General features: G+C 75.6%; 15 protein-coding genes and 3 pseudogenes. 9 read left to right on the top strand and 9 right to left on the bottom strand.

The features are described from left to right. Positions 1-3 precede the first annotated feature (3 nt). Positions 4-1922 (bottom strand): annotated as a pseudogene (sucB, locus tag F1641_RS23840) (2-oxoglutarate dehydrogenase, E2 component, dihydrolipoamide succinyltransferase). A gap of 20 nt (positions 1923-1942) precedes the next feature. Next, a pseudogene (gene lpdA / locus F1641_RS10410) lies at positions 1943-3330 on the bottom strand (dihydrolipoyl dehydrogenase). 98 nt (positions 3331-3428) lie between these two features. On the opposite strand from lpdA, the gene F1641_RS10405 reads away from it, so the two are divergent. Then, entirely contained in the window at positions 3429-3788 is a 360-nt protein-coding gene (locus tag F1641_RS10405) for an oxidoreductase (RefSeq protein ID WP_206690996.1), read from the top strand. 43 nt (positions 3789-3831) lie between these two features. On the opposite strand, the gene F1641_RS10400 is transcribed toward F1641_RS10405, so the two are convergent. Further along, positions 3832-4602, bottom strand: coding sequence for an SDR family oxidoreductase (locus F1641_RS10400; RefSeq protein WP_194905304.1), 771 nt, complete (start codon positions 4600-4602; stop codon positions 3832-3834). Further along, positions 4602-6116, bottom strand: coding sequence for a leucyl aminopeptidase (locus tag F1641_RS10395; protein ID WP_194905302.1), 1515 nt, complete (start codon positions 6114-6116; stop codon positions 4602-4604). The genes F1641_RS10400 and F1641_RS10395 overlap by 1 nt, the downstream gene beginning before the upstream one ends. 93 nt (positions 6117-6209) lie before the next feature. Between F1641_RS10395 and gcvT the strand changes: the two genes are divergently transcribed. After that, the gene (gcvT, locus tag F1641_RS10390; RefSeq protein WP_219729537.1) at positions 6210-7394 is read left to right on the top strand and encodes a glycine cleavage system aminomethyltransferase GcvT; all 1185 of its coding nucleotides are present in this window, start codon (positions 6210-6212) and stop codon (positions 7392-7394) included. Positions 7395-7405: 11 nt separating this feature from the next. Here gcvT and F1641_RS10385 read toward each other — a convergent pair whose 3' ends face one another. From F1641_RS10385 to F1641_RS10375, 3 genes are read right to left on the bottom strand one after another with little or no spacing between them, the layout of a single operon-like run. Continuing rightward, positions 7406-8128 (bottom strand): M50 family metallopeptidase, encoded by a 723-nt coding sequence (locus tag F1641_RS10385; protein ID WP_194905301.1) that lies wholly within the window; start codon positions 8126-8128, stop codon positions 7406-7408. 13 nt (positions 8129-8141) lie between these two features. Further along, positions 8142-9830, bottom strand: a complete 1689-nt coding sequence (locus tag F1641_RS10380) for an ABC-F family ATP-binding cassette domain-containing protein (protein ID WP_194905299.1) — start codon at positions 9828-9830, stop codon at positions 8142-8144. A 7-nt stretch (positions 9831-9837) separates the two neighbouring features. Continuing rightward, positions 9838-10542 (bottom strand): hypothetical protein, encoded by a 705-nt coding sequence (locus tag F1641_RS10375; protein WP_194905297.1) that lies wholly within the window; start codon positions 10540-10542, stop codon positions 9838-9840. A gap of 65 nt (positions 10543-10607) precedes the next feature. On the opposite strand from F1641_RS10375, the gene F1641_RS10370 reads away from it, so the two are divergent. Continuing rightward, positions 10608-10835 (top strand): hypothetical protein, encoded by a 228-nt coding sequence (locus F1641_RS10370; protein ID WP_219729536.1) that lies wholly within the window; start codon positions 10608-10610, stop codon positions 10833-10835. 27 nt (positions 10836-10862) lie between these two features. Here the strand turns inward: F1641_RS10370 and F1641_RS10365 are convergent, their stop codons facing one another. Then, on the bottom strand, positions 10863-11465 hold the full coding sequence (locus F1641_RS10365) for a DUF3043 domain-containing protein (protein WP_194905295.1): 603 nt from the start codon (positions 11463-11465) through the stop codon (positions 10863-10865). A 109-nt stretch (positions 11466-11574) separates the two neighbouring features. Beyond that, positions 11575-12621 (bottom strand): cation diffusion facilitator family transporter, encoded by a 1047-nt coding sequence (locus tag F1641_RS10360; RefSeq protein ID WP_309225552.1) that lies wholly within the window; start codon positions 12619-12621, stop codon positions 11575-11577. Positions 12622-12684: 63 nt separating this feature from the next. Between F1641_RS10360 and F1641_RS10355 the strand changes: the two genes are divergently transcribed. From F1641_RS10355 to ctaD, 6 genes and pseudogenes are all read left to right on the top strand, one after another. Continuing rightward, positions 12685-14235 carry a M20/M25/M40 family metallo-hydrolase gene (locus tag F1641_RS10355; protein WP_194905293.1) on the top strand — a complete coding sequence of 517 codons (1551 nt, stop codon included), beginning with the start codon at positions 12685-12687 and terminating at the stop codon, positions 14233-14235. Between the two features lie 3 nt (positions 14236-14238). Next, positions 14239-15426: a glycerate kinase gene (locus F1641_RS10350; RefSeq protein ID WP_194905292.1), complete on the top strand. Its 1188-nt coding sequence runs from the start codon at positions 14239-14241 to the stop codon at positions 15424-15426. Positions 15427-15502: 76 nt separating this feature from the next. Continuing rightward, on the top strand, positions 15503-15883 hold the full coding sequence (locus F1641_RS10345) for an iron-sulfur cluster assembly accessory protein (RefSeq protein ID WP_194905290.1): 381 nt from the start codon (positions 15503-15505) through the stop codon (positions 15881-15883). A gap of 188 nt (positions 15884-16071) precedes the next feature. Then, positions 16072-16646 (top strand): annotated as a pseudogene (gene aat / locus F1641_RS23835) (leucyl/phenylalanyl-tRNA--protein transferase). A gap of 192 nt (positions 16647-16838) precedes the next feature. After that, on the top strand, positions 16839-17834 hold the full coding sequence (gene coxB / locus F1641_RS10335) for a cytochrome c oxidase subunit II (protein WP_206690995.1): 996 nt from the start codon (positions 16839-16841) through the stop codon (positions 17832-17834). Next, entirely contained in the window at positions 17831-19561 is a 1731-nt protein-coding gene (ctaD, locus tag F1641_RS10330; RefSeq protein ID WP_194905288.1) for a cytochrome c oxidase subunit I, read from the top strand. Before coxB ends, ctaD begins: the two co-directional genes overlap by 4 nt. The last annotated feature ends 1 nt before the right edge of the window (position 19562 follow it).

The raw sequence follows: 19562 nt of genomic DNA, 5'->3' as shown, positions 1-19562 counted from the left end.
GCGTCAGAGACCGAGCTCGGCCTCGAACGCGCCGTCCTCGAGGCGCGCCTTCAGCGCGGTGAGGAAGCGGGCCGCGTCGGCGCCGTCGACCAGGCGGTGGTCGTACGACAGCGCCAGGTACATCATCGAGCGGACGGCGATGACGTCGTCGCCGTCCGGGCCGGTGATGACCGCGGGGCGCTTGACGACGGCACCGGTGCCCAGGATGGCGACCTGCGGCTGGTTGATGATCGGCGTGTCGAACAGGGCGCCGCGGCTGCCGGTGTTCGTGATGGTGAACGTGCCACCGCCGAGCTCGTCGGGCGTCACCTTGTTGTCGCGGGTGCGCTTGGCGAGGTCGCCGATCTTGCGGGCGATGCCGGCGAGGTTGAGGTCGCCGGCGTCCTTGATGACCGGCACCAGCAGCCCGCGCTCGGTGTCGACGGCGATGCCGACGTTCTCCTGGGCGTGGTAGACGATGGAGTCGCCGTCGATGCTGGCGTTGACCTGCGGGAACTGCTTCAGCGCCTCGACGGAGGCCAGCGTGATGAACGGCAGGTAGCTCAGCGAGGCGCCCTCGCGCGCCTTGAAGGCGTCCTTGGCGCGCTCGCGCAGCTTGGCGATGCGCGTCACGTCGACCTCGACGGCCGTCGTGAGCTGCGCGGAGACCTGCAGCGACTCGACCATGCGCGCGGCGATGACCTTGCGCAGGCGGCTCATCTTCTCGGTGGTGCCGCGCTTGGCGGACACCTGGACCGGAGCGGGGGCCTTCGGCGCCGACGCACCGGACGACGCCGGAGCAGCGGCGGGCTTCGAGGCCTCCGCCGCCTTCGCCCTGGCGGCCTCGGCGGCCTTCTGCACGTCCTCCTTGCGGATGCGCCCGCCCACGCCGGTGCCCTTGACGCTCGACAGGTCGACGCCCTCGGACGCGGCCAGCTTGCGCACGAGCGGGGTCACGTACGCCGAGACGTCGGCCGGGGCCGCCGGAGCGGTCTTGCCCGGGTCGACGGGGGGCGTGACGGGGCCGCCGGTCTGCTTGGCGGGGGAGTTGTAGTCCTCCGAGGCCTGCTCGGCGCCGCTGGCGCTGGCGGGGGCCTCGTCGGCCACCTGGCGCTCGGGCACGTCGTCGCCGGAGTGCGAGCTCTGCGAGGTCTCGGCCTGGTCGCGCTCGGCGCTGCCCAGGGACTCGCCCTCGGCCTTGGCGCGCTCCTCGACCTCGTCGGCCAGGGAGCCCGCGGCGCGGTCCTCGCCCTCGGACGCGCTCGACGAGCCCGACGAGCCGCTGTCGGAGGAGCCGCCGGACGCAGCGGCGCCCGAGCCGACGAGGGCGAGCTTCGCGCCGACCTCGACGGTCTCGTCCTCCTGGACGAGGATCTCGACCAGGGTGCCGGCGACGGGGGACGGGATCTCGTGTCGACCTTGTCGGTGGAGACCTCGAGCAGGGGCTCGTCGACCTCGACGGTGTCACCGACGCCCTTGAGCCAGCGGGTGACGGTGCCCTCGGTCACGCTCTCGCCGAGCGCGGGCATGGTCACCGGAGAGGTGTCGCCGCCCGACGAGGAGCCGCCCGAGCCGCCGGAGGGCTTCGGGGCCTCCTGCTCCGGGGCCTCCGCCTTCGGCGCCTCCTGCTGCGGGGCCTCCTGCTGCGGGGCCTCCTGCTGCGCCGGGGCCTCGGCCTGCGGGGAGCCGCCGCCCGAGCCGGCGCCGTCGGCGTCGCCGATGACGGCCAGGTCGGCACCGACCTCGACGGTCTCGTCCTCCTGGACGAGGATCTCGGTCAGGGTGCCGGCGACGGGCGAGGGGATCTCGGTGTCGACCTTGTCGGTGGAGACCTCGAGCAGGGGCTCGTCGACCTCGACGGTGTCACCGACGTTCTTGAGCCAGCGGGTGACGGTGCCCTCGGTGACGCTCTCGCCGAGAGCCGGCATCTGGACGGACGGCATCGTTCGTTCTCCTCGGTCGATCAGGCGTGGGAGTGCAGGGGCTTGCCGGCGAGCGCGAGGTGCGCCTCGCCCAGGGCCTCGTTCTGCGTCGGGTGGGCGTGCACCAGCTGGGCGACCTCCTCGGGAAGGCCTCCCAGTTGACGATCAGCTGGGCCTCGCCCACCTGCTCGCCCATGCGCGCGCCGACGGCGACGAAGCCGACGACCGGCCCGTCCTTGCGGCGGATGAGCTTGACGAAGCCCTGCGTGCCGAGGATCTGGCTCTTGCCGTTGCCGCCGAGGTTGTAGTCGAGCACCTCGACCTGGTCGGCGCCGTAGGCCTCCTCGGCCTGCTTCTGCGACAGGCCCACGGAGGCGATCTCGGGGTCGCAGTAGGTGACGCGGGGGATGCCCGAGTCGACGACCGGAACGGGGTTGAGCCCGGCGATCTCCTCGGCGACGAACACGCCGTGCGCGAAGCCGCGGTGGGCCAGCTGCAGGCCGGGGACGATGTCGCCGACGGCGTAGAGGCCGTCGACGCCGGTGCGCAGGCGCTCGTCGGCGATGACGAAGCCGCGGTCGATCGTGACGCCCTGCTCCTCGTAGCCCAGGCCCTGGGTGACGGGGCCGCGGCCGACGGCCACGAGCAGGTAGTCGGCCTTGAGCTCCTCGCCGGACTCCAGGGACACCGTGACGCCGGAGCCGTCCTGGGTCACGCCGGAGAAGCGCACGCCCGTCTTGAAGCCGATCTTGCGCTTGCGGAACGCCTTCTCGAGGGCCTTGCTGGCGGCCTCGTCCTCGACCGGGACCAGGCGGGGCAGGGCCTCCACGATGGTGACGTCGGCCCCGAACGACTTCCAGGCGCTGGCGAACTCGACGCCGATGACGCCGCCGCCCAGGATGATCACGCTGTCGGGCACGTGGTCGAGGCCGAGCGCGGTCTCGCTGGTGATGACCCGGCCGCCGACCTCGAGACCGGGCAGCGAGCGGGAGTAGGAGCCGGTGGCCAGCACGACGTTGCGGCCCTGGTAGCGCTTGCCGCCGACCTCGACGGTGTCGCGGGCCACGAGCCTGCCCTCGCCCTCGACCAGCGTCAGCTTGTGCGCCTTGGCCAGGCCCTGCAGGCCCTTGTACAGCCGGCCGATCGTGCCGTCCTTGTACTTGTTGACCGCGGGCATGTCGATGCCCTCGAAGGTCGCCCTGACGCCGAACTGCGCGCTCTCGCGGGTGGCGTCGGCGACCTCGGCGGCGTGCAGCAGCGCCTTGGTCGGGATGCACCCGCGGTGCAGGCACGTGCCGCCCAGCTTGTCCTTCTCCACGAGCGCGACGCTGAGGCCGAGCTCGGCGGCGCGGAACGCCGCGGCGTACCCGCCGCTGCCTCCACCCAGGATCACGACGTCGTAGACCTGTCCGTCCGAGGACTCGGTCACCAGGAGCCACCTCCACGCTCAGCCTGCTGCGGCGCACCAGCGGCCTCTGCCACCGGCGCAGGGGATCCACTCTCCCAGACGCCACTAGCCTGTGCCCCGTGGGTCTCCTCAAGCGCCTGGGGCTGGGCCGCGGCCCGGCCCGGCGACCGTCCGGCGACCGACCGGCCACGGGCCAGGACTCGGCGCACCTGGCCGAGTTCGCCGCCAGCCGGGTCGGTGTGGAGGCCTACGTCGAGCCTGCGACCAACGTCACACCGACGACGCTGCTGCTGGTCGCCACCGACGGCGAGTGGACCCGCCGGCGCGTGCCCGACCCCGCCACCGCGCGCGACTTCGCGCGGCGCACCGGCATCCCCGTCTACGACGTGAACCTCACCGGCTACCCGCAGCGCATGCGCGAGTGGACGGCGCGCAAGCGGCGCGAGGAGGGCGGCACGGGCTCCCAGCCCGCCGTCTGACCCGCCGCCCGCCGTCTGACCCGCCGAGCCGTCGCAGGTCGGGTCACCAGGCCGTGTAGCCGCCGTCGACCAGCAGGTCCGTCCCGGTCGTGAACGAGGCCGCCGGGCTCGCCAGGTGCACCACCGCGGCGGCGACCTCCTCGGGCCGGGCCACCCGGCCCATCGGGGTGTGCGACTCCCAGGTGCTGCGCAGCGCGTCGTCGGCGAGGGCGGCCCTGGTCATCGGGGTGGCCGTGTACCCGGGCGAGACGCTGTTCACCCGGACCCCGTGGGGCGCCCACTCGGCGGCGAGGCTCCGCGTCAGCTGCACGACGGCGGCCTTCGAGGCGTTGTAGGAGGCCTGGGGCAGCGGGCGGTTGACGATCCGCGCGCTCATGGAGGCGGTGTTGACGATCGCCCCGGAGCCGCGCGCCACCATGTGCCGCCCCGCGGCACGGCACCCCCAGAACACGGCGTCGACGTTGAGCGCGAAGACGCGCCGCCACTCGTCGTCGCGCACCTCGAGGCTCGCCGTGTTGTCGCAGGTGCCGGCGTTGTTGACCAGCACGTCGATCGCGCCGTCGGCGGCGACCACCGCGTCGACGGCGGCCTCGACGGCCGCCGGGTCGGTGACGTCGGTGGGCAGCGCCAGGCCGCCGGTGGCCGCCGCCGTGGCGGCGCCGCCCCCGTCGGCGAGGTCGGCGACGTGCACCCGGGCGCCGGCGGCGGCCAGGGCGAGGGCGACCGCCTGCCCGATGCCGCTGGCGCCGCCGGTGACCAGCGCGCTGGCGCCGAGCAGGGGTCGTGCCGGGTGCGCCGGCAGCTGGAGGACCATCAGCGCTGGGCGAGGTCCTCGGCGAGCGCCACGAGGGTGCGCACGGGCACGCCGGTGCCGCCCTTGCCGGTGTACCCGTGGGGGCCCTGCTCGTTGAAGGCCGGCCCCGCGACGTCGAGGTGCGCCCACGGCACCTGCGCCCCGGGGTTGCCGGCGCGACCGGGCAGGAACTCCCGCAGGAACAGCCCCGCGACGAGCATCCCGCCGTTGCGGTCGCCGATGTTGGCGATGTCGGCGACGGGGGAGTCGAGGCTGGCGCGCAGCTCCTCCGGCAGGGGCATGGGCCAGAACTGCTCGCCCGCCCGCTCGGCGGCGGCGAGCACCTGGTCGCGCAGGGCGTCGTCGCCCATTACAGCGCTGACGCGCGTGCCGAGGGCCACCACCTGGGCGCCGGTGAGCGTGGCGACGTCGACGACGGCGTCGGGACCCTCCTCGCAGGCGGCCACGAGCGCGTCGGCGAGGACCAGGCGGCCCTCGGCGTCGGTGTTGAGCACCTCGACGGTGCGCCCGCCGAGGGTGGTGAGGACGTCGGAGGGGCGCTGCGCGGTGCCCGAGGGCATGTTCTCGGCGAGGGCGAGCCAGCCGGTGACCCGCACGGGCAGGTCGAGGCGGGCGGCGGCGACCACGGCGGCCAGCACGGCGGCGGCACCGGCCATGTCGCACTTCATGGTCACCATGCCGCCGGCGGGCTTCAGCGACAGGCCGCCGGAGTCGAAGGTGATGCCCTTGCCCACCAGGGCCAGGTGCGGCACGCGGCCGCCGCGCTTCGGGGCGTGCTCCACCCGCACCAGGCGCGGGGGCCGCTCGGAGCCCTGGCCGACGCCGAGGATGCCGCCGTAGCCGCCGGCGGCGAGCGCCCGCTCGTCGAGGACGGTGACGGTCGCGCGGGTGCCGCGGACGGCGTCGCGGGCCGCCTGCGCGAACGACTCGGGGTACAGCTCGTTCGGCGGGGCGTTCACGAGGTCGCGGGTGGCGGAGACGGCGTCGGCGAGGACGGCGGCGCGCTGGACCCGCGCGGACAGCGCCCGGTCGCGGGCGAGCGGCGTCACCACCTCGACGGAGGCCACGGGCAGCGCGGTCGCCTCGGCGGTGCGGGACCGCTGGGCGCGGTAGGCGTACGCCCCGAGCAGGGCGCCCTCGGCGACGGCGACGGCGCTGTCGGCGTCGTCGGCCGGCAGGGCCAGGGCCACCGACGCGGTGCCGGCCAGGGTGCGGACGGCGGCGCCGGCGGCGCGGCGCAGCTGCTCGGCCGAGGGCGCCGAGCCGGCCAGCGGCCCGGTGCCGGTGAGCACGACGACGTCGGCGGCGACCGCACCGCCCGACGGGATGCGCTGCACCTGGTCGGCCCCGCCGGTGGCGCCCAGGGCCTCCAGCGCTGCGGGGGACAGCGCGCTGCGCAGGGCCTTGGGCAGCGCCGCGGCGCCGAGCAGCTCCGGGCCGGGGGCCACGGCGACGACGAGGGCGTCGGCCTTGACGCGGGCGGGGGAGGTCGTGGTGGCGCGCAGGTCTGTCACGCCGGACGAGCCTAGGTCGTCATCGCCGCGTCGGCAGGGCCAGCCCGCGCCCGGCCGTGCTGCGGCGGGCCCGGCTCGGCTACGGTCGCCGGGGTGAGCGACGCCCCCCAGGCCCTGCGCGAGGGCCCCCTGCACGCCCGCCACACCGGCACCGGGGCCCGCATGGCGGCCTTCGCCGGCTGGTCGATGCCCCTGGAGCACCCCGGCGGCGGCGTGGTGCGCGAGCACACGGCGGTCCGCGAGGCCGTCGGCGTCTTCGACGTCAGCCACCTCGGCAAGCTGGGCGTGACCGGGCCGGGCGCGCTGGCCGCCGTCGGCGAGGCCCTCACCGCCGACGCCCGCCGCCTCGTGCCCGGGCGGTCCCAGTACTCGCTGTGCTGCGACGAGCGCGGCGGCGTCGTCGACGACCTCATCGTCTACCTGCGCCGCGCCGACCACGAGGGCGGCGGGGGTGGCGCCGGTGACGAGCTGCTCCTGGTCCCCAACGCCGCCAACGCCGCGGCCGTGGCCGACGCGGTGCGCGACGCGGCGCAGCGCGCGGGGCTCGACGGCGTCGTCGTCGAGGACCAGCACGACCAGCTCGGCGTCCTCGCGGTGCAGGGGCCGCGCAGCGACGACCTGCTCGACGCCGTCGGCCTGCCGGCGGGGATGGACCGCGGCGCGTTCGTCGACGCCACCTGGCGGGGCCTGCCGGTCGTCGTCTGCCGCACCGGCTACACCGGGGAGCGCGGCTACGAGCTGCTGCCCCGCTGGGACGACACCGCCGAGCTGTGGGACGCCCTCCTGGAGGCCGCCGACCCCCTCGACGGCCTGCCCTGCGGCCTGGGCGCCCGCGACACGCTGCGCACCGAGGTGGGCTACCCGCTCCACGGGCACGAGCTCTCGACGGACACCACCCCGCTCCAGGCGCGGCTCGGGTGGGCCGTGGGCTGGGGCAAGGAGTCCTTCACCGGGCGCGAGGCGCTGCTCGCCGAGCGCGAGGCCGGCCCCGACCGGCTGCTCTGGGGCCTGCTCGCCCTCGGCCGCGGCGTGCCGCGCGCCGGGATGCAGGTGCGCACCGCCGGCGCGGCCGACGGCGTGACCGCCTCCGACGGCGTGGTGGGCACGACCACCTCCGGCACGTTCTCGCCGGTGCTGCAGCAGGGCGTCGCGCTGGCGCTGCTCGACGCGCGCGCCGGCATCGCGGAGGGCGACGAGCTCGTCGTCGACGTCCGCGGCCGGCCCCTGCCGGTCCAGGTGGTGCGCCCGCCGTTCGTGCCGGACACCAGCCGGTCGTAGCCCGCCCGGGGCTACGGGAGGGGGAGCGGCTGGTCCAGCAGCCACGCGCCGCCCACCACGGCCGCGGCGGCGGTGACCAGCCAGAACACCCCCACCCACAGGACCGCCGGGACGCCCGTGAGGCGCCCCAGCTGGTCGGCGTCGCTGCTGGGGGAGCGACCGCCGCGCCGCGAGCGCGCGAGCTCGGCCACGCCCCGGGGCGCTCCGAGCAGCAGGACCCACGCGAGCAGCGCGGCGGCCACCTGCTGCACCGCCGCGGGGGCCCACCAGGTCACGGCCAGCGCGGGCACCAGGGCCGCCGCCAGGGCCCCGACCGCGCGCCAGCCGCGCACCTGGGCGGCGAGCAGCGCCAGGGCGAGGAGCACCGCCCACAGCACGGCGGCGGGGCGGTGCGCGGCCAGCAGCGCTGCGGCCCCGAGCCCCACGAGGGCCGGCGCGGGGTAGCCGGCCAGCAGCACCGCGACCACCCCGGCGCCGCGCGCGGGGCCCACCGAGACGGTGACGGCCGAGGCGTCGGGGTGGAGCCGGATGCCGCGCAGGCGCCGCCCGGCGAGGGCCGCCACCAGCCCGTGGCCCCCCTCGTGCGCCAGCACCAGCACGGTGCGGGCGGTCCGCCACGACGGCCGCCACAGGACGACGGCGAGCGCGACGGCCCCCGTGGCCAGGGCCGTGGCGGCGGGCAGGGTGGGCGCGACCGCCGTCGCCCGCGCCCACACCTCGGCGAGGAGCTCCACGCCGGTGCGCCCCTCAGGCCTCGGTGAGGCGGCCGGCGTCGACGTGCCAGCGGCGGGTGAGGCGCACCTGCTCCAGCAGGCGGCGGTCGTGGCTGACCAGGAGCAGCGTGCCGGTGTAGGCCTCCAGCGCCTCCTCCAGCTGCTCGATGGCCGGCAGGTCGAGGTGGTTGGTCGGCTCGTCGAGCACCAGGAGGTTGACGCCGCGCGCCTGCAGCACGGCCATCGCCGCGCGCGTGCGCTCGCCCGGCGAGAGCGTGGTGGCCGGTCGGAGCGCGGTGTCGCCGCGGAGCCCGAACTTGGCCAGCAGGGTGCGCACCTCCGCGGGGGCGAGCTCCTCGGCGGCGCCGTCGTCGAGCTGGGCGCGGACGGCGTCGAGCAGCGAGGTGGCCCCGGCGGCGCCGGCCAGGGTGCGGCGGGCCTGGTCGACCTCCCCGACCTGCGTGCTCGTGCCGAGGGAGGCCGTCCCGGCGTCGAGGGCCGTCCGGCCCAGCAGGGCGGACAGCAGCGTGGTCTTGCCCGCGCCGTTCGGGCCGGTGATCCCGATCCGGTCGCCGGCGTCGACCTGCGCGGTCACCGGCCCCAGCTGGAAGCCGCCGCCCCCGTGGTCCCCGTCGTCCCCGCCGCGGCGCACGACGGCTCCTGAGAGCACCGCCGCGACGCTGGACCCCCGGGGGGCGGCCGCGATCGAGTACTGGAGCTCCCACTCCTTGCGGGGCTCGTCGACCACCTCCAGGCGCTCGATGCGCCGCTCGGTCTGGCGGGCCTTGGCGGCCTGCTTCTCGGTGGACTCGCGCTTGAACGCCTTGGAGACCTTGTCCGGGTCCTTGGCCTTGCGGACGGCGTTCTTCACGCCCTTGTCCATCCACGCGCGCTGGGTGCGGGCGCGCTCCTCCAGCCCCGAGCGGGTGTCGGCGTACTGCTCGTAGGCCTCGCGGGCGTGGCGGCGGGCCACCGCCCTCTCCTCCAGGTACGCCTCGTAGCCGCCGCCGTAGACGCCGACCTGCTGCTGGGCCAGGTCGAGCTCGACCACGGTGGTCACCGTGCGGGTGAGGAACTCGCGGTCGTGGCTGACCAGCACCACCCCGGCGCGCTGCTCGGCCACGAAGCGCTCCAGGCGCGCCAGGCCGTCGAGGTCGAGGTCGTTGGTGGGCTCGTCGAGCAGCAGCACGTCGAAGCGGCTGAGCAGCAGCGCCGCGAGGCCGGCCCGCGCGGCCTGCCCGCCCGAGAGCGACGTCATCAGCGCGGTGGTGGGCACGTCGAGGCCCAGGTCGGCCAGGACGGCGGGCACGCGCTCCTCCAGGTCGGCGGCCCCCAGCGCCATCCAGCGGTCGAAGGCCGTCGAGTACGCGTCCTCGGCGCCGGGGAGGCCCTCGGACAGGGCCGCCGTCGCCTCCTCCAGGGCCGCGTCGGCCGCCGCCACCCCGGTGCGCCGCGCCAGGTGCTCGGCGACGGTCTCGCCGGCCCGGCGCTCGACCTCCTGCGGCAGCCACCCCACGACGGCGTCCGGGGGCGAGAGCGCCACGGACCCCTCCGCGGCGTCGCCGACGCCCGCCAGCACCCGCAGCAGGGTCGACTTGCCGGCGCCGTTCGCCCCCACGAGGCCGACCACGTCGCCGGGGGCGACCACCAGGTCCAGGCCCGAGAACAGGGTGCGCTCGGCGTGCCCGGCGGCCAGGCCCCGGGCGAGCAGGGTCGCGCTCACCGGGTGCTCAGCCCTCTCCGGCCAGCGCGCTCGCGGTCACGTCGGCCTCGAGCCCGTACAGGTCGAGGACGTCGGTCGCGGCGTCGTCGAGGCGGTCCGAGAGGGCCTCGACGCCGGGGGAGAGCACCACCAGCGGACCGGTCTCGGCGAGCGCGGCGAAGATCCCGTCGTTGCTGACGACCAGTACCTGGGGGCCGTCCTCGCCGGCGTCCAGGGCGTCGGAGGCGTCGCGCGCGGCGGCCTCCAGCAGCACGTGGTCGGCGACGTCGGCGCCGTCGGCCACCGGGACCGCCTGGTCGGCGAACTCCTCGAGGTGGGGGCGCGCCCGCTCGACGGCGCTGGCCTGGCCGGCCAGGTGGACGGCGTCGGCCTGGCGGGCCAGGCACACCACGGCCGCCATCCGCGCCCGCCAGCGCGCGGGGCCCGCGCGGAGGTTGTCGAGGTCGACCAGGAGCACCCTGCGCACCGGGAGCGCCAGCCACAGGGGCCGGTCGGTGAGGAGGGCGCAGAGGGCGTCGGCGAGGTGGTCGGGCTCCGCCGGGGCGGCGGGGGTGGTGGGGGTGGTGGTAGCCGGTGGGGATGCGGCCGTCGACGCCGAGGTCGTCGGCCCGCGGGACCCCTGCCGGCGCCCGGCGCGGTCGCGCTGCCTCAGGGCCGCGAGGTCGACCCACTCGTAGTCGTCGCGCGCGCTCGGCCCGCCTCCCAACCCCATGGCGGTCATCCTCTCCTGCCCGCCGCCGGCGGCGTCGGACGGGCGGTGCGCACTAGCGTGGCGCGGTGGCCACGTGGACCTGGACGTTCGAGGACGCCGACGGGCAGCCGGTGCTGCCGGAGACCCTCGGAGGGCCCGCGGCGCCGCCCGAGGGGTTCTCCGCGCAGGCCGACGCGGAGACGTGGGTGGGCGAGCACTGGCGCGCCCTGCTGGCCGCGGGGGCCGAGGGCGCGGTGCTCAGCGAGGACGAGCGGCGGGTCTACGGGCCGATGCCGCTGCGCCCCGCCGAGTGAGGGGCCGAGAGGGCCGGAGGGGCGCGGTCAGACCTTCGCGCCGCGGGTGACCTGCGGCTTGGGCAGGCGGCTGCGCCGCAGCTGCAGCGCTCGCATGATCGCGTAGCCGACGACGCCGGTGCGCACGAGCGCCTCCTCGCCGAACCGCTCGGTGACCCTGCGGCGGACCAGGCGGCGCAGCAGCAGGGAGTCGATGACGACAGCGATGAGGCCGACGTAGAGCAGTGCGTAGGAGGCGAGCCACGCGGCGCTGTTGGCGGTCTGGCCCACCGCCAGCTGCACCAGGAGCAGCACCAGCACGAAGGGCAGGAACAGCTCGCCGAGGTTGCGGCGGGAGTCGACGACGTCGCGGACGTACCGCTTCACCGGGCCGCGGTCGCGCGCGGAGAGGTACTTCTCCTCGCCGTTCATGCGACCCAGCTGCACCCGGCGGCGCTCGGCGCGCAGCGCCTCCTTGGAGCTGGACGAGGCCGCCCTGCGGTCGGTCGGCACGAGGGGACGGCGGTTGGCCGCCTCCTGCGCCGAGCGCGAGGGCGTGGGGCGGTTCTTGCCCCCGGCCTTCGCGCCCGTCGTCGTCGCGGTCTCCGCCGGCACCGCCGCGGCGGGGGGCTCCTTCGTCCGTCCGAACACGCACCAAGAGTAGGTCAAGACGCGAGGTGGACGGCCCCGCCGACCGGGTGGCCGCGGGCAGCGGGTCAGCAGCCGGTCAGCAGCCGGTCAGCAGCCGGTCAGCAGGGCGTCAGCTGCCGGCCTCGTCGACCATGTACTGGGCCAGGCGGTCTCCGTAGCGGGAGCGCACGCGCTCGCGCACGACCTCGTCCTGGCGGGGCACCGGCTCCAGGAAGACCTCCACGACCTCCAGGAAGGTCTCCTCCAGGCCGGCGGCGATGCGGACCATGGCGCGCTCGACGTCGGAGGCCGAGAGGTCGTCGGCGAGGTCGAGCCGGGCGCACACCAGCACCTGGTCGGTGCCGAGGGTGAGGGTCAGCAGGTCGACCACCGCGTCGACCTCGGGCTCGTCGCCCAGGTGCACCAGCACGGACCGCACCAGGCGGGGGTCCGCCTGGACGTCGGTGAGGAGGCGCTTGTTGGCGCGCCCCAGGCGCAGCGCCACGGCCGCGAGCAGGACGGCGATGGCGATGCTGGCGATGCCGTCGCCCCACGACTGCCCGGTCGCCTGGTGCACGGCCGTGCCCGCGGCCGCGAGGACCAGCCCGATGAGGGCGGCGCTGTCCTCGAAGACCACGGTGGTGGCGGTCGGGTCGTCGCTGGTGCGCAGGAACTGCCGCAGGCTCTGGCCGTGCTCGGCGGCCTCGGACCGCGTCTGGCGGTAGCCCTTCAGCAGCGAGAAGCCCTCCAGGAGGAACGCCACGCCCAGGACCACGTAGTTGACCACCGGGGAGACGACCTCGTGCTCCTCGCTCAGCAGGGCGGTGACGCCCTCGTAGGCCGAGTAGAGGGCGCCGGTCACGAAGATCGACACGGCGGCCAGCAGGGCCCAGAAGTAGCGGACCCGGCCGTAGCCGAAGGGGTGGGAGCGGTCCGCGGGCTTCTTGCTGCCCTTGAGCGCGGTCAGCAGGAAGACCTGGTTGATCGTGTCGGCGAAGGAGTGGGCCGTCTCGGCCGCCATCGACGCCGACCCCGTGATGACGGCGGCGACGCCCTTGGCGATCGCCACCAGGAGGTTGGCCCCGAGAGCCACGAGCACCGTGGCGGTCGACTCCCCGCCCCCGCCGGTGCTGCTGCCGTCACCGACCACGCGCTCGGTCTGCTGCTGGGCGGACACCGCGGCTCCTCGCGCTCGCGCTGCGCCGGAGGGGGCCCGGTGAGCGGCCGATAGCGTCGGTGGATGACCAGCGCCGCAGGAGACAGTGCCACGGGCCGCCCCGGCGGGCCCGCCGAGGACGCGGGCCCCGCGGGCCCCGCAGACCGCCCGGCCCGCGTCGTGGGCCGCGCCGAGGCCGTGCTGCCCGGGGCCCGCGCCGACCTCGAGGCCCTGGTGCGCATCCCCAGCGTGTCCGCGGCGTCCTTCGACCGGGCCCGGGTGGCCGAGAGCGCCGACGCCGTCGCGCAGCTGCTGCGCGACGCGGGGCTCGACGACGTCCGCGTGCTCTCGGCCCCGCGGCCGGACGGCACCCCGGGGGCGCCCGCCGTCGTCGCCCGCCGCCCCGCGCCCGCGGGAGCGCCCACGGTGCTGCTGTACGCCCACCACGACGTGCAGCCCCCCGGCACCGAGGAGGGCTGGACCTCGCCCGCCTTCGAGCCGACCGAGCGCGACGGGCGCCTCTACGCCCGCGGCGCCTCCGACGACAAGGCCGGCGTGATGGTGCACGTCGGGGCCCTGCGCGCGCTGCTGCCCACCTGGGCGCCCGACGAGGGCGTCGGCGTGGTGGTCTTCGTGGAGGGGGAGGAGGAGGTCGGCTCGCCGTCCTTCGCGGCCTTCCTCGCCGAGCACCGCGAGCTGCTCGGCGGTGGGAGCGGCCTCGACGTCATCGTCGTGGCCGACTCCGACAACTGGTCGGTCGACGTCCCCTCGCTCACCACCAGCCTGCGGGGCCTGGTCGACGCGCGCGTGACCGTCTCCACGCTCGACCACGCGGTGCACTCCGGCATGTACGGGGGCCCGGTGGTCGACGCGACGACGGCGCTGCTGCGCCTGCTGGACCGCCTGCGCGACGCCAGCGGCGACATCGCCGTCCCCGGCCTGTCGTCGGCCGGCTCCCCGGGCTCCCCGGGCTCCCCGGGCTCCACGGGCGCCTCGGGGGAGGGGGCCGCGGGACTGCCCGACGTCAGCGAGGAGCGCCTGCGCACCGACGCCGGCGTGCTCGACGGCGTCGAGCTGGTCGGCAGCGGACCGCTGGCCCAGCGCCTCTGGCACCGCGCCGCGGTCACCGTCATCGGCGTCGACGTCCCGCCGCTCGAGCGCGCCTCGAACACCCTCGCCGCCAGCGCCACCGCGCGGATCTCCCTGCGCGTGCCGCCCGGCACCGCCCCGCACGACGCCTACGCGGCCCTGCGCGACCACCTCCTCGCCAGCGCGCCCTTCGGCGCCCGCGTGGAGGTCGAGCTGGAGGAGACCGGGCAGGCGTTCGCCGGCGACGTCGACGGGCCCGTCTACGACGCCGCCCGCGCCGCCCTCGCCCGCGCCTGGGAGCTCGACGGCCCCGGCGCCGTGGTCCACGCCGGCGTCGGCGGCTCGATCCCGTTCATCGCCGAGCTCGTCGAGGCCTTCCCCTCCGCCGTCGTGCTGGTCACCGGCGTGGAGGACCCCGACACCCGCGCGCACGGGCACGACGAGTCGCTCTCGCTCGACGTCCTGCGGCGGGCCCTGACCGCCGAGGCGCTGCTGCTCGACTCCCTGGCCACCACCGCCGGCGCCGCCCACCCCGAGCGGGGCTGAGGCGTGCGCGTCCTGGTGGCCCCCGACGGGTTCACCGGCACCCTCAGCGCCCCCGAGGCCGCCCGCGCCGTCGCCGACGGCTGGCTGGCCGCCCGGCCCGGCGACGAGGTCGACCTGTGCCCCCTGTCCGACGGCGGGCCCGGCTTCCTCGACGTCCTCGAGGCCGCCGCCCCCGGGGCGCACCGCGTGCGCGTCCCGGTCACCGGGCCCCCCGGCGAGCAGCTGACCGCCTCGCTGCTCGTGCTCGCCGACGGCACCGCCGCGGTCGAGTCGGCCCTCGCCTGCGGCACCGCGCTGCTGCCTGCGGGGCCCGTCACCGAGCGCGACGCGCTCGCGGCGACCACCGCCGGGGTCGGCCACCTCCTCGCCGCGGCCCGCACCGCTCGGGCGCGGCGGATCCTCGTGGGCCTCGGGGGCAGCGCCACCACCGACGGCGGCGCCGGAGCCCTCGCCGTGCTCGGCGCGGCCACCGACGACGCCGCCGAGCGCCTCGTCCGCGGCGGCGGCGCCCTGGCCGGGGTGCTCCCCGCCGACCTGTCCGGGCTCGCGGCCCTGCGCCTGGCCTGGCGGGGCGTCGACCTCGTCGTCGCCAGCGACGTCGACGTGCCCCTGCACGGCCCCCACGGCGCCGCCCGCGGCTTCGGCCCCCAGAAGGGCGCCTCCCCGGCCGACGTCGAGGCCCTCGCCGCCGCGCTCGCGGCGTGGGAGGCGGCGGTCGAGGGCGCCGACCCCGGCGCTGCCGGGCTGGGGCCGGCGCCCGGGTCCGGAGCCGCCGGCGGGCTCGGGTACGGCCTGGCGGTGCTCGGCGGACGCCGGGTGGCCGGGGCGCTCGCCGTGGCCGAGGCGGTCGACCTCGAGCGCCGGGCCGCCGCCGCCGACGTCGTGGTCACGGGGGAGGGGTGCCTGGACTGGCAGTCGCTGCGGGGCAAGGTCGTCGCGCAGGCCGCCGCCTGCGCGCGCTCCGCGGGGACGCCCGTGGTCGCCGTCGCGGGCCGGGTGCGCCTCGACGCCCAGCAGGTGGCCGACGGCGGGCTGGCCCTGGCGCGCGCCGTGGCGCACGACGAGGCGTCCCTGGCGGCGTCGATGGCCGCCCCGGGACCGGCGCTGGCCGCGGCGGTGTCCGAGGTGGCGGCCTCGTGGGCCCCACGGGACGCGGGCCTCGGCGGCCCCGTGACGGGCGTAACCTCGTGACCGGCAGGAACAAGCTCGGCTCGTGCGCGCGTTGCGCAGGTGAGCAGCTGTTCACCCCCGGCCCAGGAGGACCCTCTTGACCGACACCGCCCAGACCGTCGAGGCCCCCGCCGCCGACGCGCCCGCCCGCGAGCACGGCGTCGACCTCACCGACGTCGCCGCCGAGAAGGTGCGCAGCCTCCTCTCGCAGGAGGGCCGCGACGACCTCCGCCTGCGCGTGGCCGTGCAGCCCGGTGGCTGCTCGGGCCTCATCTACCAGCTCTACTTCGACGAGCGCTTCCTCGACGGCGACGCCGCCCGCGACTTCGACGGGGTCGAGGTCATCGTCGACAAGATGAGCCGCCCCTACCTCGAGGGCGCCGTCATCGACTTCGCCGACTCGATCGAGAAGCAGGGCTTCACCATCGACAACCCGAACGCGCAGAGCAGCTGCGCCTGCGGCGACTCGTTCCACTGAGCCGCCCGGCGCTCCCGGCGCCTCCGCTGGAGCCGCCGCCGTCCCCGTTCGCCGCGGGGCTGGCGGCGGCTCTCGCGCGTCTGCGGGCGGCCGCGGTCGCGGGCGACGACGTCGGCGAGGTCGCCGGCTCCGGGGGCGACCTCGAGCCCGGCACCCTGCTCGCCGCCTACCGGCTGGGCCTGTTCCCCATGGGGCTGGGCGGCCGGGGGGAGCCCCCGCTGGGCTGGTGGAGCCCCGACCCGCGCGGCGTCCTGCCGCTCGACGGGCTGCGCGTCTCCCGCTCCCTGCGGCGCTCCTCGCGCCGGCTGCGCACCACGGTCGACACCGCCTTCGACGCCGTCGTCGCGGGCTGCGCCGACCCCTCGCGCTCGGGGCGCTGGATCACCGACGAGGTGGCCGGCGCCTACTCGCGGCTGCACCGGCTGGGGTGGGCGCACTCGGTGGAGGTCTGGGACGACGACCCGGGCGGCGACCCGGGCGGCGACGGCACCGGCGGGGGAGCGCGGCTCGTGGGCGGGCTCTACGGCGTCGGCACCGGGGGCCTGTTCGCGGGGAGTCGATGTTCTCGACGGCCACCGACGCCTCCAAGGTGGCGCTGGTGCGCCTGGTGGAGGTCCTGCGCGACGGCGACGACGGGCGCCGCCTGCTCGACGTCCAGTGGCGCACCGACCACCTGGCCTCCCTCGGCGTGGTCGAGGTGCCCCGCGAGGAGTACCTGCGCCGCCTCGCACGGGCCCTGCCCGCCCCCGCACCGGCCTGGTGAGCCCGGGCGCGCCCCGCCGGTGACCAGCGCCGTCGCGGAGCACGACCGTGGGGGAGGTCACAGGTGCGACGCGGCACGGCCCCAGGAGGGTCCGGCAGGGTGGCGGCGGGGTACTGTGCCGCTGATCCGGGTCCTCCGCCGCGCGCCTCCACGGCGGCCGGTGGCCGGGCCGCCAGACGAGCAGGAGCGCACGTGTCGCAGCAGCACCGCCCCAGGCGGTTCACAGGTCGATCGGGAACAGCCAGGGCGGCTGCCGGCTGGGCCGTCGTCGCCGCGGCGGCGACCGTCCTGACCACCGGCTGCACAGCCGCCGTCAACGACGACGTCCGCCGCGCGTGGCTCCCCCCGGAGTCCGAGGGCGCGACCACCACCACCGACCTGTCCCAGAACCTCTGGGTGGGCTCCTGGATCGCCGCGCTCGTCGTCGGCGTCATCACGTGGGGCCTGATCATCTACGCGATCGTCAGGTTCCGCCGCCGCCGCGGCGAGGCGGGGCTGCCGCCCCAGCTGCGCTACAACGTGCCGGTCGAGATGCTCTTCACGGTCATGCCGCTGTTCATGGTCGGGGTGCTCTTCTACTTCACCGCGCGCGACCAGCACATCCTGGAGGAGCGGTACGACGACCCCGCCGTCCAGATCGAGGTCGTGGGCAAGCGCTGGGCGTGGGACTTCAACTACCTCACCGCCGACGGCCAGCCCGACGTCTACGACACCGGGATCATGGCGGCGCAGACCGCTGACGGCCTCGACTTCGACGCCCCGGACACCATCCCGACGCTGTTCCTGCCCGTCGACACGAAGGTCGAGCTCAAGCTCTCCGCGCGTGACGTGATCCACGACTTCTACGTGCCGGCCTTCTCCTACAAGAAGGACGTCATCCCCGGCCGCACCAACTACATGAGCGTGACCCCCACGAAGGAGGGCACGTTCATCGGCCGCTGCGCCGAGCTCTGCGGCGAGGGCCACAGCCGCATGATCTTCCGGGTCCAGGTGGTCTCCCAGGCCGACTACCAGGCACATCTCGAGGAGCTCCGCGCCGCCGGCCAGACCGGCGAGCTGAGCCCCGAGATCGGCCCCGCGCACTCCAGCCCCTCGGAGGAGCAGGTGCAGGGCGGCGTGGACCAGCAGGAGGACGAGCAGGGCGAGGACGCCGGCGGCCAGACGAACCCTGAGGGAGCCAACGGATGACCACGTACTACGAGGCCGGCGGGGTGGCCTCTGCCACCCGGTCGCGCGCCATCAGCAACCGCGAGTCGATGGGTGCCGTCGTCGTCAAGTGGGTGACGAGCACCGACCACAAGGTCATCGGCGCGATGTACATGATCTCCAGCTTCATCTTCTTCCTCCTCGGAGGAGTGATGGCGCTGCTGATCCGCGCGGAGCTCTTCGAGCCCGGCCTGCAGGTGGTCCAGACCGCCGAGCAGTACAATCAGCTGTTCACCATGCACGGCACCGTGATGCTGCTGCTGTTCGCGACCCCGCTGTTCGCCGGCTTCGCCAACGCGATCATGCCGCTGCAGATCGGCTCGCCCGACGTGGCGTTCCCGCGCCTGAACATGCTGTCGTTCTGGCTGTTCCTCTTCGGCAGCCTGATTGCCATGGCCGGCTTCCTGGCCCCCTCGGGCGCCGCCAGCTTCGGCTGGTTCGCGTACGCCCCGCTCTCCGACGACTCCTTCACCCCCGGCATCGGCGGTGACCTGTGGGTCCTCGGCCTGGCGATGAGCGGCTTCGGCACCATCCTCGGCGCCGTCAACTTCATCACCACGATCATCTGCATGCGCGCGCCCGGCATGACCATGTGGCGCATGTCGCTGTTCACCTGGACGGTGCTCATCACGAGCGTCCTGGTGATCATGGCCTTCCCGGCCCTGGCCGCCGCGCTGTTCGCGCTCGCCGCCGACCGCATCTTCCAGGCCCAGGTGTTCAACCCCGAGAACGGCGGCGCCATCCTCTGGCAGCACCTGTTCTGGTTCTTCGGGCACCCCGAGGTCTACATCATCGCTCTGCCGTTCTTCGGCATCATCAGCGAGGTCCTGCCGGTCTTCAGCCGCAAGCCGCTCTTCGGCTACAAGTCGCTCGTCTACGCGACGATCGCGATCGCCGGCCTCTCGGTGGCCGTGTGGGCCCACCACATGTACGTCACCGGCGCGGTGCTGCTGCCCTTCTTCGCCTTCACCACGATGCTCATCGCGGTGCCGACGGGCGTGAAGTTCGTGAACTGGATCGGCACCATGTGGGGCGGCTCGATCACCTTCGAGACCCCAATGCTGTGGTCGATCGGCTTCCTGGTCACGTTCCTCTTCGGCGGCCTGACCGGCATCATCCTGTCGAGCCCGCCGCTGGACTTCATCGTCTCGGACAGCTACTTCGTGGTCGCGCACTTCCACTACGTGGTGTTCGGCACCGTGGTGTTCGCGATGTTCGCCGGCTTCTACTTCTGGTGGCCGAAGTGGACCGGGCGCATGCTCGACGAGAAGCTCGGCAAGTGGCACTTCTGGCTGCTGTTTGTCGGCTTCCACGGCACCTTCCTCATCCAGCACTGGCTGGGTGTGCGCGGCTTCCCGCGCCGCTACGCCGACTACTCGCCGACCGACCAGTTCACGTGGATGAACCAGCTCTCCACGATCGCGTCCTTTGTGCTCGCGGCCTCGTTCATCCCGTTCCTGTACGCGGTCTACAAGGGCATCCGCTCCCCGAAGGTGGAGGTCGACGACCCGTGGGGCTTCGGCCGCTCCCTCGAGTGGGCCACCGCCTGCCCGGTCCCGCGCCACAACTTCACCTCGCTGCCCCGCATCCGCAGCGAGTCCCCGGCGTTCGACCTGCACCACCCCGAGGTCGCCGCAGCGGACCGCGCCACCCCGGACCAGGGCCTGCTCGACAAGCTGGTCGGCGAGCCCGACCTCCGCGGGAAGTGAG

It is taken from the genome of Quadrisphaera sp. INWT6, assembly GCF_015390235.1.
Classification (GTDB): Bacteria; Actinomycetota; Actinomycetes; order Actinomycetales; family Quadrisphaeraceae; genus Quadrisphaera.
Note: the sequence above shows the minus strand (reverse complement) of the source record. Positions and strands in the feature narration are given on the sequence as shown.

Excerpts from the sequence above, each read along its gene's own strand:
- F1641_RS10375 (WP_194905297.1), bottom strand. The coding sequence starts at position 10,542 with ATGGGGTTGGGAGGCGGGCCGAGCGCGCGCGACGACTACGAGTGGGTC.
- F1641_RS10355 (WP_194905293.1), top strand. The coding sequence starts at position 12,685 with ATGACCAGCGCCGCAGGAGACAGTGCCACGGGCCGCCCCGGCGGGCCC.
- ctaD (WP_194905288.1), top strand. The coding sequence starts at position 17,831 with ATGACCACGTACTACGAGGCCGGCGGGGTGGCCTCTGCCACCCGGTCG.
- F1641_RS10400 (WP_194905304.1), bottom strand. The coding sequence starts at position 4,602 with ATGGTCCTCCAGCTGCCGGCGCACCCGGCACGACCCCTGCTCGGCGCC.